Origin of the sequence: Kerstersia gyiorum (genome assembly GCF_048595715.1) — a bacterium.
Classification (GTDB): domain Bacteria; phylum Pseudomonadota; class Gammaproteobacteria; order Burkholderiales; family Burkholderiaceae_B; genus Kerstersia; species Kerstersia gyiorum.
The window spans coordinates 1,668,420-1,684,361 of the sequence record NZ_CP169556.1 but is presented as its reverse complement, the minus strand read 5'-3'; the positions used below and the strand labels follow the sequence as shown (position 1 = coordinate 1,684,361).

Below are 15,942 nucleotides of genomic sequence, written 5' to 3'. Positions count from 1 at the left end.
CGGACAGAATAATTAAATTGCAAACAAACGAAAAATAGGCCCGCCTGGCCGTTGCGCCGCCGCTACCGCACAGCGCAAGACGTCCAGCAGACCAAGAGCACCTGCCGCGTCAGATAGGTCAGAATCGGTAGGTCAGGCCCAGCACCGGGCCACGCATGGTGGTATCGAAAACATGCCCGCCCGAGCGATAGTCCACGCCCAGCGCCTTGTAACCCGCCGATGCAGAGAAATGCTCGGAAACGTTGTAGCTGACAACACTCAGCAGTTCCCAGGTGAACCGGGCCCCGGCCCCCAGGCCGCCGATATCGGCCTGCACCTGCACCTGCCAGCGGTCATTCCAGCGATAGCGGAAGCGCCCGCCCAGAACAGGGTCTACCCAGGAAAAGCTTTCGCCATAAGACCGGCTGATATTTCCGTAGTGCACGTTTACGTCATTGGAAATATGCCAATAACGCAGTCCCCCCACCAGTTCCAGCACTTCCCGCTCGCCCTCATGCACCCGATAGCCCGCTTTCATGGATGCAGTGAATTGCCGGGTATCCGCCTTGCCGTCCACCCCTTGCGTACCATCAAGCACCGGCAACGGCCCACTTGTGCGGCTATCGGTAATATCGGTATAGGCCAGGTTGGCGGAAAAGACGTAATCGCCGCGGCGGCCCCAGACATCAATGAAGCCGCCGAAATTGAGATCATCAAAAATCTCGGAAAAGGGTTTGTCGACAGTCAGCGTGGGGCTGCGCCGAAACGGCGACACCGAACCATCCAGGCTTGCCGCCCAAAGATAGGGCGTGATTTGCAAGGCCCAGGAGGGCCTTGCCGCCGTATCGAACCGCAATTGCCGGCCTTCATCAGCCTGCGCTGTGGCCGTACCTGCCAGCAGGATCGTGCCCAGGAGCAGGGCCCGGGACTTGAATTTTTGCTTCATGACCATCATTTAAGTTCCAGCCCGCAAGCATATTGATACCATCTGCCTGCAGGGTGCCGCTGCGCCCGCCGCTTGCACCGTTATTCCATTTGCCCAGGGGGGCCTGCCAGGCCAGGGAATTCTACCCTGAGGCGTTGCCGTGCATTCATCAACCGCACGGCCTTTACAGGTGAGCCATGACGTCCCAACCCGCCATCGCCCCTCGGCATTCCGCCGCGCTGCATGCCGAAGTCAGGCGGCAACTTGATGCACTGATCGCGCAGATCGGCGCCAGCGCCCCTGCGCCAGCCCATGCCGGCGCAGGGGCCAGCCAGACCGCGCGCGCCGCCCATGCTGCAGCCCTGGATCAGCTGAACGCCTATCGGGCACAGCTGGACCGCGAACTGAAGAACCTGGAAAACGCAGCCGAATGGGATGTCTTTACCATCGCGCTCTACGGTGAAACCAACGCCGGCAAGTCGACCATTATCGAAACCCTGCGCATCCTGCTGGGCGAACCCGGCAAGCAGGAAGAACGCGCCCGTTTTCAGGCGCTGGCGCAGGACACTCGCCTGGACGAGCCTGCGCTTGAGAGCCAGGAACAGGCCTCGGAGCAACTGGCCCGGGATATACAGCAGGCCCGCGCCGCCCAGGATGCGGCGCAGCAACAACGCGCCGAAGCACGGACCGTAGCACGCCAGGAACTGGCCAGCCTGCAACAACAATGGCAGGCCAGGCAGCAAGCCCTCGGGTGGTGGCAGAAGATCATGCGATGGTTCCGTCCCTTGCCCGAAGCGCTTGGCCTGGCCCAGGCTACGCGGAACCTGGAAGCGCTACTGAGCACGCAAGCCCAGGCCGAGGAACGGGAAACGGCCGAGATCGCTGCGCTGGATCTCCGCCTGGCAGCCGCAGTCGCACACCAACGCGATTCGCTGTCACGCCACGCCGCGCTGGCCGAACTGCAGGATGGCGCCATCATCGGCCAGGGCCATGCCGATTTCACTCGCGCCGCCAGGCGGTACGAATTCGCAGCCAATGGGCAAAAGTTCGCACTGATAGATGTACCCGGCATAGAAGGCAAGGAAGCCGAGGTCCTGGCAAACATCCAGGATGCCATCCGCCAGGCTCACGCGGTGCTGTATATCACCCCCAAGGCTGCACCGCCCAACCAGGGCGATGGCGACGCCCCTGGCACGCTGGAAAAAATCGCCGACCATTTGTCCGACCAGGCCGAAGTCTGGTCCGTTTTCAACAAGCGGATCACCAACCCACTGGCCTTGCAGGGCGCGGCGCTCACCGACCCGGATGAAGCACGGGGCCTGCTGGAACTCGAAACGCAGTTGCGCGCGCAACTGGGCAGCAGCTACCGCGATACCATCAGCATCAGTGCGCTGCCCGCATTCTATGCCGTAGCCGACTGCCTGCTGCCAGGCAGTTCCGCCTACCGCGCACGCGCCAAGTTCCGGGCTGCCATGACGCCGGAACAGCTGCTGGAAAAAAGCAATATGCATGCTTTCTGCCGCTTCATCAGCATCGACCTTTGTCAGGGCTATCGCGAGAAAATCCGCCAGGCCAATACCGGCAAAATCAACGCGGCCCTGCTGCGCGGCCAACAATTGCTGCAGGATATCAGCAACCAGTTGGCGCAAGCGGCATCCGGCCTGGCCAAACAGGCCGCCAATGACAGGCGGGAACTGGATGCCATCTGCACCAGTACGGAAAAGCACCTGTGCACCGCCAGCCATGACGTGTTGGAGAACGAACGCATACAGCTGCGGCGCCGCATCCATGACGATATCGACCAGAACATCGGCAACGATGCCTTCAAGCGCAAGCTGCGCCGCCATACCGAAGACAGCGGTGCAGCGCTCGCCCAGGCGCTGACGGCCGCGGTTACCCCGATACTCGCGGCGTACCAGCAGCAATTGGAACAACTGGCGCAACGCTCGGCCATGCAGACCGAACACATGCTGGTCCAGGCCCTGCCCCAGCGCTTTCATCCTGCCTTGCCGCCCGTGGATCTCAAATTCCACTTGCGCCGCAATATTTCGACTGTCAGCCTCGCTTCCACCCTGGGTGGCGCCGCCCTGCTGGCCTGGAACCCGGCAGGCTGGATCCTGGCCGCCATTGGCGCGGCAACGCTGGCGCTCAGTCTCTACAACTCAGTACGAGGCTTCCTCAGCACCAGTCACAGGCAGGCACAACAACGCCAGGCAGCCGATGACAATATCAGCCGCATGTTCGGTACATTGACGGAAAGCCTGGATGAGCAGATGGAAACACTTGCCCAGGAGATCCGGCAGGCCTCGGAACCCGTGCGCAGCCGCCTGGACGCGCCTGTGCAATCCGTGCGCCTGATACGCAACGCCATGCAGCAGGCCCACGACGGTATTGCCGGCCTGCGCAGACGCCTGCCCTGACCTTTTCACGGATAGCAACATGAGCCAGACGCTGGACACCTTCAACCGCCAGAAACAGCAAGCCCTGGCTTTGCTGAACGAACTTGCCAGCTTCCTGCAGCAGGGCCGGGAACTGGGTGTGGAACTGCCCGCTGCGCTGGCAGGCAAGCTGGACAAAGCCAGGCAGGACATCGGCCAGGAAAAATTGCGCATCGCCCTGGTGGGTGGATTCTCGGAAGGCAAAACGGCACTGGCGGCCGCCTGGCTGGAGCGCCTGGACGAAAGCACCATGCATATCAGCCAGCGTGAATCCTCCAACGAGGTGCAACGCTACGACATCGGCGACATGCTCGAACTGGTTGATACGCCGGGACTGTTCGGCTTCAAGGAACAATTCAACCCGGATAGCCGCGCCATTGAGAAGTACCGCGACATCACCCGCCAATATGTCAGCGAAGCGCATCTGGTGCTGTATGTCATGAATGCCACCAATCCGGTAAAGGCCAGCCATGAGGAAGAGCTTCAATGGCTGTTCCGTACCCTGGGCCTCCTGCCTCGCACCTTGTTCGTGCTGGGCCGCTTCGACGAGGTGGCCGACCTCGAGGACGAAGAGGAATACCAGGAAAAACTCGCCATCAAGCAACACAGCGTCACGGAGCGCCTGGATGCCATCCTGGCGCTTTCCGCCCAGGAACGCGCGGCCCTCAGCATCGTCGCGGTTGCTGCCAATCCTTTCGGCCTGGGCACGGCGCACTGGTTGCAGCACCTGGAACAATTTCGGCAGCTATCCCACATCGGCGCACTGCAGACCGCCACACAACAGCGCATCAGCCAGAGTGGCGGCCCGCTGGCGCTGGCCCAGGCCATGCGGCACAGCATCGTCTCCGATCTGCTTGAACGACAGTTGCCGCTGGCGCGCCGCAGCGCGGCCGATCTGCTGCAAGAAAGCAGGCAACTGGACGCCATACGCCGGGGCCAGCAAGGTGAAATCCATCTGGTACAGCAGAAAATCGCCCAGGCCCGCGTTCGCCTGAGCGGCAAGATTGTGCGTTATTTCGAAGAACTGATTCTTCAGGCCCAGGGCACGACCCCCGATACCTTCACCGATTTCTATCACCGTGAGATCGGCTCGGAAGCCAGCCTGGTGCGCCAGCGCCTCAAGGAATACTTTGTCGAAGAAGTCAGCAGTATTACCGAAGACCTGAACCGCATACAGATCACGCTGGAATCCGGGATCTCACACTTCAACAGTACGGCAGCGACACTGGGCAAACACGGGCTGCACTACCTGACGGGCAGCAACCTGATCAGCACGCAAAACATCCTGGCCGCGCGTGACGGCCTGAGCAGCATCGCCAAAACCATGGGCATGGATATCGGCAAGTACCTGGTATTCAAGTCCTTCGGTGCGGTCAATCTCGCCAAGGGCATCAATGGCATGCTCTCCATCCTGGGTCTGGCGCTGGAAGTCTGGGACACCTGGCAACAGGAACAGCGCAAACGCATGTTCCGCGCTGCCGTCGACAAGCTATGCGAACAGATGGCTGAAGAAAGCCGCAACCTCGTCGCCAGCATCGAAAGCGAAAGCTTCGAGGCGAGCTTCTTCCCCAGCCTGGCGCCCTTGCAGGCCCAGTTACAGGAAATCTCCTGCGAACTCGACGAACTGCGCCAGCGGCTGGCCCGCTTCGAGCAGTGGCGCCAACAAGGTGAGCGCATCCATGCCGCCCGCCTGGATACGCTGACCCATGCAGGAGAACCCCTGCCAGCCACCTCCGTGCCAGCGCAAACGCAGAACACACGACCGCCCGCCATCGCCCCCCTGCCCCCCGCTGCGCCGGCCTTGGCCTCGCCTTCCACCGCCGAGCCGCCCCGCCAGACGCCGTCTGGCGCCTCGCCCCAGACGGCCCCAGAGCAGGATGTCCCTGCCAGCCCGGCGCGAAAAAATTTTTGGAAGCGCTGGTTCAACTGAGCCCAGACCCAGCAACCCTGCTGGCGGCCCGCCCTGCCGCAGCTGCGGACATGAAAACACCCCGCAAACCGGACTGCGCGTCCGCCTCGCGGGGTGTGGCTGCAAAACTCCTGCCGAACTGGCAAGAGGTAATGCATTTTTTTATCGTTTACAGGCCTTCGTCAGCCTGCTGGCCCTTCTGGTACACGGTATAAACCACCACCGGAATCGAAAGTTCGCCCAGATATTGCTGCACCAGGGGTTGCACTTCATCCCATTCCAGACCGCCAACACCCGTCGCCAGGCGCGGCAGTGCCAGACTGGTGATGCCTTCTTTCTGCACCAGTCGCACCAGGTTCTGCAAGGCGTGGCGCACATTTTCCAGCGTTGCCTTGCCAGGCTTGGCCGTCGGGCCTTCGCCCACGCTGTTTTGCGTGACGAGGTTGACGATGCGGCGCGTGCCACCCTGCTCATCCACACCTGCCCAGGCCCATACCTCGCCCGGCTCGATCGCCTTGGAACGCGTGTCGTGACGGTAATCACGCACCAGCGAAGGCCAACGCTCGCGCAGCGCAAGCGCCAGGCCGCTGTCAAAAGGATCATTGGCCGCAATACCGTGCGCCAGCAGGTCAGCCTTGGTCAGCAGAATATCGCCAGTCACTTCCTTGATCAATTGCGTTCTCCCGTTAATGGCGGCACGCCGGAGCCATGCCGGCTTGGCACCGCCAGGATTGGGGAGCCTTGGGCTCCCATTCAAAAACCATTTCGTCCCGGAGCAGGAATTTCGATTCCCCAACCGAAGCGTCAATCTTTCAATTCCATTATAGGAAGCGTCGCCGGAATCTCTACCCGCCCTGTTTGATACAGCGCAAGCCCGGCGCACATATATTTCCGGCCACACCATCCCGGCGCCGGAAAAATACCAGCATTCGTTTTTTGACCAGGAATACCAAGATTGAATCCCACCCACAACAATGCCGCTATCGGCATAATTTTGCAGCCTGAATTTATTTAACGTTTTTTTCGCGTCGTCATTAATCCCACATTTTTCCGGGCACCCTTAACCATGCATGGCAAAAATCAAGCGGATATTCCCTGAGCTTCAACAGCTTTTTTGCAATTCTTCACAAAGCAAACGAAAAAAAGCAGCACAGTTTTGGGACTTCGATAAACCCCTTTAGAATGAGGGAATAAGAGTTTTCCCAGCGCCAGGCGGCCATGCCCACGCGGCCCGACGGTTCCCCCAGACTCGCTTGCACCCAAGACCTATGCCGCGCCAGATCAGCGACCGGACCTACTATTTTCTCGCCGCCCTCATTGGCACCCTGACTGGCTTGCTGGGCAGCGCCTTCCACAGCCTCGTCGACCATGCCCTGGCATGGAGCCGCCAGTTGCCCACGGCCTTGCAACTCTCCGGCCCGGCGCTTTATGTCGTCATGGGCGTGTTCTCGGCTTTGATGTTCTGTGGCGCCGTTGCGCTGGTGCGGCGTTTCGCCCCTGAAGCGAGCGGCTCCGGCGTACAGGAAATAGAAGGCGCCATGCAGGGGCTGCGGGACATCCGCTGGCAGCGCGTCCTGCCCGTCAAATTCATTGGCGGCACCATGGCGCTGGGCGCCGGGCTGGTCGGCGGCCGGGAAGGGCCGACCATCCATATGGGGGCGTCCATCGCCAAGGCCATGACTTCGCGTTTCTCCCTGGCCGCCGAACAGGCTCGCGCGCTCTGGGGCGCTGGCGGCGCCGCAGGCCTGACCGCCGCTTTCAATGCGCCCCTGGCTTCCATTGCCTTCATCATCGAAGAAGCACGCGACGCATTCCCGTACCGGATCAATACCTATGGCGCGGTCATCATTGCCTGTGGCTTCAGCGCACTGACCACTACCGCCCTGACAGGTGCCACGCCCTACATGGCCATGAGCGCCGATCAAATACCCACATATTTCCTGCCGGCCTTCGTCGGGCTGGGCCTGGTGCTGGGCGTCCTGGGGGTCCTGTTCAACCGCACCATCATCGCTGGCCTGGAAATTGCCCGGCACGTCGGGCTGAAAGCTTCACCCTACCTGATCCCGGCGCTGCTGGGCCTTATTATCGGCCCCATGCTGGTCCTGTTTCCCGAAGCCACCGGAGGCGGCGAATCCCTGGCCGTCGCGCTGGTCAGCAACCCCTTGCCCATCGGACTGCTGGGTCTGGTGATCCTGCTGCGTTTTTTCATGACGGCAGCGAGCTACTCCACCGGCGCCCCGGCCGGCATTTTTGCGCCCATCCTGGCCTTGGCCACAACCAGCAGCATTCTTTTCGGAACCTTGCTGGGCCATGTCGTCACACTGCCGCCAGGCGCCATGGTTGCCTTTGCGGCAGCCGGCATGGCCGGATTATTCTCCAGCACGGTACGCTCCCCGCTGGTCGGCATCGTGCTCGTGCTGGAACTGACAGGCACCTACGCCCTTGCCATCCCTTCGCTCCTGACCGCCATCACAGCGCATCTGGTCGCAGCCGGCCTGGGTGGCAAGCCTATCTATGAAGTCCTGCTGGCCAGAACCCTGCGCCTGGCGGGCCAGGCAATGCCGGAAAAAAACGCGGCAGCCCACCCGGAAAAACAGGACTAGTTACCTGATTGGCCGCTGGACTGGCCGATCCCTCGGCCGATGGTTGGGCTCGCCCACTGGCGCGCAAAGCAGCGTTCTGCCAGGAATACGCATAAGGCCAGCCAGAGCGCGCTCACCGCGAAACCTGCCACCACATCGCTGAAAAAGTGGACATGCAACAGAATGCGGCTGGCACCGATGGCTGCCACCAGACCGGCCGACACGGCGACGCAGGCCATGTGCCAGCGCTCGGGCAACAAGCGCAGCAACAGATAGCAGCCGAAGCCATAAACGATCAAGGATGCGGACGCATGGCCGCTGGGGAAACTGAAACCCGTGGCTTCGATGTAGCCATGGCTGTGCTCCGGACGGACCCGCTGGAAAATATGCTTGAGCACCCAGTTCAGCGCCCCGCCACCAGCCGTTGCCAGCACCGCCGTTCCCAACAACAACCACCGCTGGCGCCATGCCAGCAAAGCCAGCATGAGCACAGACAACAGCAGCAGGAAATAGCGGTCGCCCAGAAAGGTAAACCATGACAGGCCGGCCAGCAGGCTGCCTGGCATCTGCTCGCCCAGGGCCTGCGCCAGCGCGTTATCGAAGGCCACCATTCCCCCGGGCTGGGCGACGGCAGCCGCCAGCAGCAGGAACAGCGCTGTCATGGCCAGCGCGAAACCGCCATATAGCGCCGTACGGCGCCACCCTGGCTGCAAACCCGCCAGGCAACGCCAGGATAGCGCTGCCAGCACGGCCACACCGGCCGGCATGAAAAAAAGCCAATAATAGGGATGGGCTGCAGCCCAGGATGCATATTCAGTCATGATTCATGGATGCCCATGCAGCGATAACGTTCCCCATCGCCACCAGGCATATCTTGGTCCAAACATTCAGTAAGCATGCGCCGGCAAGCGCGTCCGGCGCTTCAGCCGGCCACTGCCGGCCTATCTATGGATACGGCGTCTGGCAGGCGCCGCCTCAATCCCGCAAACGCTGCTCCAGCCTGGCCAGATCGTTGCGGGCATCACGCAGACGCTCATCCAGGCGGCGCAGTTCACGCCGCAGGCGCTGACGCTCTTTGTCGTCATCCGCCTTGTCCAGCTTGCTTTCCAGCCTGTCTTGCTCTGTATGCAGGGAAACGATGGCTTCCTCCGCCTGGTACACCGAGTACCCCGCCCGGTAGTTGGTCTCGAATGCCATGGATTGCTTCACCGGGCAGGTCTGGGCGTAATAACGGCCTTCACGCCCCCAACGCTTGCCATTTTCCGGCGTGCAGAACAGCAGGATGCCGGCATCGTAACCAGCCATGTATTGTTTTTCATCGGCTTCGACACCGATTTTCTCGCAGGCTTCGCGATCCTTGATGAAGTTGGAGCGTGGCTTGCCATTGACGGCCTCGCGCATTCCCTGTTCATGCCAATCGGCTGTCAGACACTCCTCCTCAGACATGGCCGCACATCCGCCCAACCCTGCCACCATGCCCAGAACCAGCAAAGTGTATTTAACTTTCATTCGCATCAATCCAGCATCTTCCCGAGTCAATCCGCCATTTTCCCCGTCCCCGGCCATTCTGGCTACTCTCATGCCACGCAAGGGCTGCCTACCCGCCCTGAATCCGCCCTGAGGCGGCCGCGCCAGCACGACGCGAACCAGCGGCCCGCCGGTAATGCAACAGACTGGCGATGGCAGCGAATATCCGTTACTTTTGCGCATTACCAGCCTCGCCTGGGGCGGCTTTCCCTCCCGCCGGCCGCTAGAACCATTGTTGGCAGAATGAATAACACTGAATCCCGCTGGAAGTATCTGATGGCCCGCACACTGAATTTGCTCGGTGTGCTGGCCTCTCTCGTCCTGATCGTCAGTATTTCCTTCGAAGCATTTTCCAATTCCGCATTTACCGGCGACACCATTTACACCAAGATTCAATTGGGTGTTTGCCTTTATTTCCTGCTGGATTTTCTCCTGCTATTTATCATCGCCCGGGACCGGCTGAAATTCTTTTTCAAGAATTTTGTCCTGATCATTCTTTCCGTCCCCTATTCTTATCTCATCACGCGATTCTCGCTGGATTTCTCCAGCGAGGTGCTCTACCTGTTGCGCTTCCTGCCCATCATCCGCGGCGGTGCGGCACTCATCATCCTGGTGCAGATGGTGGTCAGCAATCGGGTATCGGGGCTTTTCATTACCTATCTGGCAATTTTCTTTTCCATTACCTATTTCGAAACGCTGATCTTCTACGTCTTCGAAGCCGGTATCAATCCCTTGGTGAAATCCTACCCCGATGCACTCTGGTGGGCCTCGATGACCGTCACCACCGTCGGCTCCAACATTATCCCGGCCACTACCATAGGAAAAATCTGTACCGCCACGCTGGCCGTGGTGGGCATGACGACCTTCCCCATCTTCACCGCCTACATCACCACCGTCATCCACAACCTGAACGACAGGCAGAAGAAAAGACAACTGGCCGAAAAACAGGCAGCCTACCAACAGGCCACGGCTGCGGCCCGGCAGGCCACAACACAAGTCACTACTCAGGCCACCGCCGCTGCTCAGCCGCAGAACCTGCCCGCGCCACAGGGCTAACGGGTCAATGCCAACGGTTCGCTGATGGCGGAGTATGGCCCCATGCTTTCGGGTTGTCGCACGCCACAGCGCCTGCCATTGCGGCAAGCAAACCTTCATGATTTTTCTGTATCACGCCAGGGCGGCAAAGGCCATGCCTGCCATGCCCTGGCGCCTTACCGCTGGCTGCCGCTATCGCTGTCCGTGCGCCGGCTGCGGCGGCGGGCCGCCCGCAAGCGCAACTGCCCGGCAATACCGGCGGGAAAGAAATACACGCTCAGCACGAACAGTACGCCGAACCAGAGCAGCCAGCGTTCCGGCGCAGCCAGGGCCGCCACAAAGGAGTCTGCGGGCAAGGCCGCAGCGATCGCCCTGAGCACGTCCTGCAAATAATTCTGCGCCAGCAGGAACGCCACGACGCCAACGACCGAGCCATACAGGGTGCCCATGCCGCCGATGACACACATCAGCAGGATAAAAACCATCAACTCGAAATTCAGCGTATTTTCGGGGTTGACGTAGCGGTTGAACAAGGCGAACAAGGCCCCCGCCAGACAGGCAAGCAAAGAGGCGAAACACACGGTCGCCGTGCGGTAGAGGACGGTGCGGTAACCCAGCGCCTGAGCCCGGAATTCATTTTCCCGAATGGCCTGCAATACGCTGCCGAACGGGGAATTGACCATGCGCAGCAAGCCCAGGAACACGATGACACTGGCGCCGAAGACGATGTAATACATCATGACCCTGCCCGTCAGCCGCACCTGGAACACGGCATTGCGCACGGCATCGACCCAGCCTGCATCGCCTGCCAGCCAGGCGCCCAGGAAGCGTCCGGGGCTCCAGCCATACAGCACTGCGTCACTGACGCGCCAGGCCGGCCCCAGTTCGCGAGGCACCTGCACGCGCAGGCCATCTTCGCCGCCAGTGACAGCATAAAGCTGGTTGACCAAGCTCAGGAAGGCAAATGCCACGGCCAACGTGACCAGGGCGAAGAAGATGGCCTTCACGCGCAAGGACAGCAAACCAAGCAGCAGCGACAGCACCAGCGTCAGCAATAAAGCCAGTGCCAAGCCGGTGAACACAGCGCCGAAGTTGCTGCCATGGGCCCCCAGGGCCATGGCCACGCCATAGGCGCCTATGCCGAAGAACATGGTATGGGCGAATGAAACGATATGGGTATAGCCCAGCATCAAGTCGTAGGACGCCACCACGATGATGAAGATGCAGATCATCCCCATCATGGTGAAGGCCCGCGTGCCATCAAACAGAAAGGGGCCGAATGCCAGGCAGCACAGGATCAGAAGCAGCAGCGCGACCAGTGCGCGGCTACGCGGAAAATCGGCAGACAACAGGTTTTGCAGCATATACCCCCCATAACCACAGACCGGTGCGCGCCAGGCCTGGCTAAACCTTGATGACCGGAATCAGCCCCTGCGGCCGCCACATCAGCACGGCCACCATGAGCCCGACCGTTGCCACCGCCGCCAGCCGGGGTTCGAGGTAGCCGACATAAAGATTGATCAGCCCCACCATGATTGCGCCGTAAAAGCAGCCCCGTATCGAACCCAACCCGCCCAGGATGATGACCACGATCACGGAAATCATCAGTTCATCACCCATTTGCGGAAAGATGATTTCGCGATACATGGCCCACATGGCGCCTCCCAGGCCGGCCAGCGCCGAACCGGCGATGAACACGCCCAGGAACAGCAAGCGGATGCGATAGCCATGGATTTCCACCATTTCACGGCTTTCCACCCCGGCCCTGATCAGGATGCCCAGCCGCGTGCGCTCTATGACCCAGCGCAGCCCGGCGTATACCGCCAGACCAACCACCACGGCGGCCAACCGGTATTTTTCCAATGCCATCCCGCCGATCACCACGGCGCCACGCAGCACTTCCGGGCGCGGCACCGGAATTTCCCTATGGCCCCAGATCACTTCTATCAATTCAAAAACGATGATGGCGCCACCCACGGTCATCAGAATCTGCTTCAGGTGGTCGCCATAGACCGGCCGGATAACCAGCCGTTCGAATACCAGGCCCAGCAGCCCGGACAGCAACGCGGCAAACCCCAGCGCAGCCAGCACGGCCAGCAGATTGGCCGCCGCCGAGGTGCTGCGCGCCGCATCGGCCAGCCACATGCCCAGCACCGTCATTCCCGCGAACGCCCCGACGGAAATAAAGGCGCCATGGGCCAGGTTGAGTACATTCATCAGGCCGAACGTAAGGCTCATGCCCGAGGCCATCAGGAAGACCATGGCCCCCATCGCCAGGCCGCTGATGGTCAGCACTACCCAGGTATGCCAAGGCATCAAGGCCAGGGGAACCAGCAGCATCAGGCCCAACAGGAAAACCGGAGGATGGGCTGCCGGCAATTGCAGCAGCTGGCGCCAGGACGCGCGGTCCGGGCCATCCGGCCCGGCCTGGGCCGCTGGGATTGCGCCACGGGTATCGGGTACAGGCATGCTTTGCCCCTATCGCTATTGATGCGCCCCCAGCCCAAGGCCCAGCAATTCATGCTGCAGGGCCTCGTCGCTGGCCAGCGCTGCCATGCTGCCGGTATGCACGATGCGGCCGTCATTCATGACGGCAACGGACTGCCCCAGGCGGCGCGAGAAATTGAAATTCTGTTCAACCAGCAGGATGGAAACCTGCTGTGCCTTGAGCTGCTCGAAGGCCTCGGCCAGATCATTGATAATGGCCGGCGCCAGGCCTTTGGTCGGTTCATCCACCAGCAGCAGTTCGCGCGGTTCGATCACGGCCCGCGCAATCGCCAGCATCTGTTTCTGCCCGCCCGACAGATTGCCTGCGGGCCGGTCCCAAAACTTTTTCAGTGGCGGAAACACGCCCAGTATCCAGTCCAGGCGGTCCGCATCCATGGCGCCGCCGATGGCTGCCAGCACCAGGTTTTCACGCACGGTCAGCATGCCAAAAATGCCCATGTTCTCCGGGACGAAGGCAATACCCCGCCGTGCAATGGCCGGTGTCGCGACCCCTTTGAGGCTTTGCCCCTGGAAATGCAGCTCGCCTTGCGTGACCGTCGTGAGGCCCATGATGGTGCGCAGCGTCGTGCTTTTACCCGCGCCATTGCGCCCCAGCAGCACCGTCAACTCGCCCTTGGGCACGAGCAGGTCGACACCATGCAGTATGTGGTACTGACCGATATCGGCATGCACTCCGGCCAGGCTCAGGATGGGCGCCCCTGCGCCACCCTGTCGCTGCGACGGGGCTGACTGCCTGTGGTCAATCGGCATCGTGCTCATGCCGCCTCCGCGCTGGCGCCCAGATAGGCTTCCTGGACCAACGGCGAGGCGATCACCGTGCCCGGCTCGCCGTCGGCAACCAGTTGGCCGTTGTGCAGCACCACAATCCGGTCCGCCAGCGCGCGCACTACGTCCATCTTGTGCTCCACCAGCAGGATCACCTTGTTCTGACTCCGCTTGATCTCGGCAATCAAATCAAGGATCACCGGCACCTCGTCCACGCTCATGCCGGCGGTCGGCTCGTCGAACATGAAAACCTCCGGTTCCAGCGCCAGCATCAGCGCCACTTCCAGCTTGCGCTGGTCGCCATGCGACAGGCCGGCGACCGGCGTATCCGCGCGATGGGCCAGATTGACCTGTGCCAGATACGCCGCGGCACGCTCGCTGATATCGCGCCGCCGTGCCGTCATCTGCCAGAACACATGGCCGATGCGGTAACGCGACGCCACGGCCAGGCGCACGTTTTCCTGCGCCGACAGGCTGGGAAAGAGATTGGTCAGCTGGAACGCCCGGCCCAGCCCCCGGTCGGCGCGCGCCGGTGCGCCCAGCGCGGTCACATCTTCGCCCTGTACCAGCACGCTGCCGCTGGTGGCGCGCAACTGGCCGGAAATCAGGTTGAACCAGGTCGTTTTGCCTGCGCCATTCGGACCGACAATGGCTGTCAGAGTGCCCCCATGAAATGCACAGGACACGTGGTCCACGGCCGTATGGCCACCGAAGCGGATGGTCAGGCCACGGGTTTCCAGAACGGGAACTGCTGGGCTTGCGCCGTGACTGCGGGTCATGTTGAAGCTCCCCTGAATACCAAATCAGCGAGCGTTGCGCACCGGAATCTTCATTTCCTCCAGCGGAATCTCACGTATCAGCACCGGCACCCCGGCCGTTACCGCACGGTCGGCAAACCAGTCCTTGCGTTCTTCGCGCTGGATGCGGAAGTGATACATGGATTGCAGCGCCTGATGGTCTTCCGGACGGATCAGCATCTCGCCTTTGGGCGTATCGAAGCGCAGTCCCGAAAAGGCCTTCAAGAGATCCTCGGTATCACTGGAACCCCCACTTTTCTGCAAGGCGGCAACAATCGCCATGGCCTGAGCGAAACCCTGCGTCGTAAAGAAGTCCGGTGCGGTCTGGTAGCGCTTGAAGTGCTCGGCGACAAACCAATCGTTGATCGGGTTGTCGGGAGATTCAAAGTAATAGAAACCCGCGCCTTCCATGCCTTCCAGGTCGGCATACGACACCAATGCCGGCAGGATGTTGCCGCCGGCCGCCAGCCGGATGCCATGGCGCTCCGGTTGCAGATCCTGGATGCGGGCCAGCGGGCTGGTCGCGCCGGCCCAGATGGCGAAGATGAATTTTCCTGCGCTGCAATCCGTGCGATCACGCAGGGCCCCGAACAAACGTTGCGCCGCAGCAGTAAAATCGGTCGCGTCAGTCGGCAGGTATTCCTCATGCACCAATTTGCCGCCGGTAGGTTCCAGGGCTTCGCGGTACGCAGCCACTCCGTCCCTGCCAAACGCATAATCCTGGGCGATGGTAGCCACACAAACGCCAGGCTTGCCCAACGCCACGGCGTTGGAGACAGCATCCTGCGAAGAATTGCGCCCGACACGGACCACATAACGGTTCCAGGCCGCCCCGGTAATGGCATCGGCGACCCCTTCGGGCATGATCACCCGTTCATATTCTTCAGCGATGGGAAGGGTCGCCAGTGCCACACCGGAGGCCACGGGGCCGACGACAATATGGGCGTCATCCTCGGCATAGGCCTCCTCCACCAGCGTACGGGCACGCGCCGGGTCGCCCTGGCTATCCTTGCTGCTGAGGACAATCTGCCGGCCAGCCGTTTCCATGCTGCCCTGCGTGGCATACTCGAAGCCCATCTTCATGCCGGTGCTGAGTTGTTGGGCATAAGCCGATAATGGGCCGGTAAAGTCAGTAACATGGACCACGCGAAAGGGATCGGCGGCCCAGGCACTGCCGTTCAGAACGAAAGCCCCCAGCAGTAGCGCGGCACGACAGGACAGGCGTTTCATGGCGAATCTCCTCGGTGGACTATCCGGTGCCGGCTGACAATTCTGCCCAGCCTGCGGCAAACAAGAAAAACATGAATAATTAGTCATGTTTATTTTGAATGACTTATCTTTTTTGCATTCCATCACGCAAAGAGCGACTTAATCTACAAGGGAAAACGCCAATGTTTTGCCATATGAACACAGCTTGACTCCTGATTGAACAAGCTTTAGCTTTTATGACTACCGATTCATGTTTCATATTTAAAGA

13 protein-coding genes are annotated in these 15,942 nt (G+C 61.0%); 4 read left to right on the top strand and 9 right to left on the bottom strand.

Going from position 1 to position 15,942, the window contains the following annotated elements; genetic code table 11:
* Positions 1–118 precede the first annotated feature (118 nt).
* Complete coding sequence (locus tag ACEW7X_RS07470; RefSeq protein ID WP_257741258.1) at positions 119–925, bottom strand: hypothetical protein; 807 nt, start codon at positions 923–925, stop codon at positions 119–121.
* A 176-nt stretch (positions 926–1,101) separates the two neighbouring features.
* Here ACEW7X_RS07470 and ACEW7X_RS07465 point away from each other — a divergent pair, with 176 nt between their 5' ends.
* Both ACEW7X_RS07465 and ACEW7X_RS07460 read left to right on the top strand, forming a co-directional pair.
* Complete coding sequence (locus tag ACEW7X_RS07465; protein ID WP_420177823.1) at positions 1,102–3,324, top strand: hypothetical protein; 2,223 nt, start codon at positions 1,102–1,104, stop codon at positions 3,322–3,324.
* A gap of 19 nt (positions 3,325–3,343) precedes the next feature.
* On the top strand, positions 3,344–5,272 hold the full coding sequence (locus tag ACEW7X_RS07460) for a LeoA/HP0731 family dynamin-like GTPase (protein ID WP_420177822.1): 1,929 nt from the start codon (positions 3,344–3,346) through the stop codon (positions 5,270–5,272).
* Positions 5,273–5,420: 148 nt separating this feature from the next.
* Here the strand turns inward: ACEW7X_RS07460 and ACEW7X_RS07455 are convergent, their stop codons facing one another.
* Positions 5,421–5,924: a macro domain-containing protein gene (locus ACEW7X_RS07455; protein ID WP_068368125.1), complete on the bottom strand. Its 504-nt coding sequence runs from the start codon at positions 5,922–5,924 to the stop codon at positions 5,421–5,423.
* A 595-nt stretch (positions 5,925–6,519) separates the two neighbouring features.
* Between ACEW7X_RS07455 and clcA the strand changes: the two genes are divergently transcribed.
* Positions 6,520–7,854: a H(+)/Cl(-) exchange transporter ClcA gene (gene clcA / locus ACEW7X_RS07450; RefSeq protein ID WP_130486959.1), complete on the top strand. Its 1,335-nt coding sequence runs from the start codon at positions 6,520–6,522 to the stop codon at positions 7,852–7,854.
* On the opposite strand, the gene ACEW7X_RS07445 is transcribed toward clcA, so the two are convergent.
* Both ACEW7X_RS07445 and ACEW7X_RS07440 read right to left on the bottom strand, forming a co-directional pair.
* Entirely contained in the window at positions 7,851–8,654 is an 804-nt protein-coding gene (locus tag ACEW7X_RS07445) for a phosphatase PAP2 family protein (protein WP_068368128.1), read from the bottom strand. The genes clcA and ACEW7X_RS07445 overlap by 4 nt on opposite strands.
* A gap of 154 nt (positions 8,655–8,808) precedes the next feature.
* Entirely contained in the window at positions 8,809–9,234 is a 426-nt protein-coding gene (locus tag ACEW7X_RS07440) for a DUF2799 domain-containing protein (protein ID WP_068368130.1), read from the bottom strand.
* A gap of 9 nt (positions 9,235–9,243) precedes the next feature.
* Here ACEW7X_RS07440 and ACEW7X_RS07435 point away from each other — a divergent pair, with 9 nt between their 5' ends.
* The gene (locus tag ACEW7X_RS07435; protein ID WP_420177821.1) at positions 9,244–10,416 is read left to right on the top strand and encodes a potassium channel family protein; all 1,173 of its coding nucleotides are present in this window, start codon (positions 9,244–9,246) and stop codon (positions 10,414–10,416) included.
* Between the two features lie 155 nt (positions 10,417–10,571).
* Here ACEW7X_RS07435 and ACEW7X_RS07430 read toward each other — a convergent pair whose 3' ends face one another.
* The 5 genes from ACEW7X_RS07430 to ACEW7X_RS07410 all read right to left on the bottom strand — a co-directional run bounded on the left by ACEW7X_RS07430 (position 10,572) and on the right by ACEW7X_RS07410 (position 15,695).
* Entirely contained in the window at positions 10,572–11,759 is a 1,188-nt protein-coding gene (locus tag ACEW7X_RS07430; protein WP_420177820.1) for a branched-chain amino acid ABC transporter permease, read from the bottom strand.
* A 40-nt stretch (positions 11,760–11,799) separates the two neighbouring features.
* Positions 11,800–12,735, bottom strand: a complete 936-nt coding sequence (locus ACEW7X_RS07425; protein WP_372726477.1) for a branched-chain amino acid ABC transporter permease — start codon at positions 12,733–12,735, stop codon at positions 11,800–11,802.
* Positions 12,736–12,879: 144 nt separating this feature from the next.
* A complete protein-coding gene (locus ACEW7X_RS07420; RefSeq protein ID WP_420177917.1) occupies positions 12,880–13,653 on the bottom strand; it encodes an ABC transporter ATP-binding protein in 774 nt (257 codons plus the stop codon).
* Between the two features lie 5 nt (positions 13,654–13,658).
* Positions 13,659–14,447, bottom strand: coding sequence for an ABC transporter ATP-binding protein (locus ACEW7X_RS07415; protein WP_068368172.1), 789 nt, complete (start codon positions 14,445–14,447; stop codon positions 13,659–13,661).
* Between the two features lie 24 nt (positions 14,448–14,471).
* On the bottom strand, positions 14,472–15,695 hold the full coding sequence (locus tag ACEW7X_RS07410; protein ID WP_420177819.1) for a substrate-binding domain-containing protein: 1,224 nt from the start codon (positions 15,693–15,695) through the stop codon (positions 14,472–14,474).
* Between the last annotated feature and the right edge of the window lie 247 nt (positions 15,696–15,942).

What these genes read in the sequence shown, in the direction of transcription:
- ACEW7X_RS07470 (WP_257741258.1), bottom strand. Translation starts at nt 925, where the DNA reads ATGAAGCAAAAATTCAAGTCCCGGGCCCTGCTCCTGGGCACGATCCTG.
- ACEW7X_RS07465 (WP_420177823.1), top strand. Translation starts at nt 1,102, where the DNA reads ATGACGTCCCAACCCGCCATCGCCCCTCGGCATTCCGCCGCGCTGCAT.
- ACEW7X_RS07460 (WP_420177822.1), top strand. Translation starts at nt 3,344, where the DNA reads ATGAGCCAGACGCTGGACACCTTCAACCGCCAGAAACAGCAAGCCCTG.
- clcA (WP_130486959.1), top strand. Translation starts at nt 6,520, where the DNA reads ATGCCGCGCCAGATCAGCGACCGGACCTACTATTTTCTCGCCGCCCTC.
- ACEW7X_RS07445 (WP_068368128.1), bottom strand. Translation starts at nt 8,654, where the DNA reads ATGACTGAATATGCATCCTGGGCTGCAGCCCATCCCTATTATTGGCTT.
- ACEW7X_RS07440 (WP_068368130.1), bottom strand. Translation starts at nt 9,234, where the DNA reads ATGCGCGAGGCCGTCAATGGCAAGCCACGCTCCAACTTCATCAAGGAT.
- ACEW7X_RS07435 (WP_420177821.1), top strand. Translation starts at nt 9,244, where the DNA reads ATGCCAATCGGCTGTCAGACACTCCTCCTCAGACATGGCCGCACATCC.
- ACEW7X_RS07430 (WP_420177820.1), bottom strand. Translation starts at nt 11,759, where the DNA reads ATGCTGCAAAACCTGTTGTCTGCCGATTTTCCGCGTAGCCGCGCACTG.
- ACEW7X_RS07425 (WP_372726477.1), bottom strand. Translation starts at nt 12,735, where the DNA reads ATGCTGCTGGTTCCCCTGGCCTTGATGCCTTGGCATACCTGGGTAGTG.
- ACEW7X_RS07420 (WP_420177917.1), bottom strand. Translation starts at nt 13,653, where the DNA reads ATGCCGATTGACCACAGGCAGTCAGCCCCGTCGCAGCGACAGGGTGGC.
- ACEW7X_RS07415 (WP_068368172.1), bottom strand. Translation starts at nt 14,447, where the DNA reads ATGACCCGCAGTCACGGCGCAAGCCCAGCAGTTCCCGTTCTGGAAACC.
- ACEW7X_RS07410 (WP_420177819.1), bottom strand. Translation starts at nt 15,695, where the DNA reads ATGAAACGCCTGTCCTGTCGTGCCGCGCTACTGCTGGGGGCTTTCGTT.